Source organism: Planctomycetota bacterium (assembly GCA_018242585.1).
GTDB lineage: Bacteria > Planctomycetota > Planctomycetia > Pirellulales > PNKZ01 > JAFEBQ01.
The window spans coordinates 8137-8588 of sequence record JAFEBQ010000052.1; the positions used below are offsets into that span (position 1 = coordinate 8137).

The window sequence follows — 452 nt, forward strand, 5'->3', positions numbered from 1 at the left end:
GCAAAGCCGACTTGATTGTGTTCGGTATGGGAGAACGAACGATCGTCGAAATCGCCCGACGACTGCAGGCGGGTGAATCGATCCGTGAACTTCGCGACCTGCGCGGCGTGGTTTATCGGCTGGGGGCGAAAGAGCCGCTGCCCGCCGACGCCCACACGATCGAACTGCCCAACTACGAACAAGTCGTGGCCGATAAGACCGCGTTCGCCGAGATGACTCGCAGCGCCCACTTGGAGACCAATCCGCACAACGCCCGCCGGCTGGTTCAACGCTGCGGCCCCGAAGCCATCGTCGCCAACGCGCCGGCCTTGCCGTTGGGCGAGGTTGAAATGGACTTCGTCTACGGGCTGCCCTACACGCGACGACCGCACCCGGCCTATGGCGACCAGCGGGTGCCGGCGTTCGAGGTGGTGAAAGATTCGGTCCAGATCATGCGCGGCTGCTTTGGCGGC

The 452-nt window shown here is 64.2% G+C and carries 1 pseudogene (running past one end of the window); it reads left to right on the plus strand.

The annotated features are described in order from the left end of the window. Window positions 1-452 (plus strand): annotated as a pseudogene (locus JSS27_21455) (YgiQ family radical SAM protein) (it extends 582 nt beyond the left edge of the window).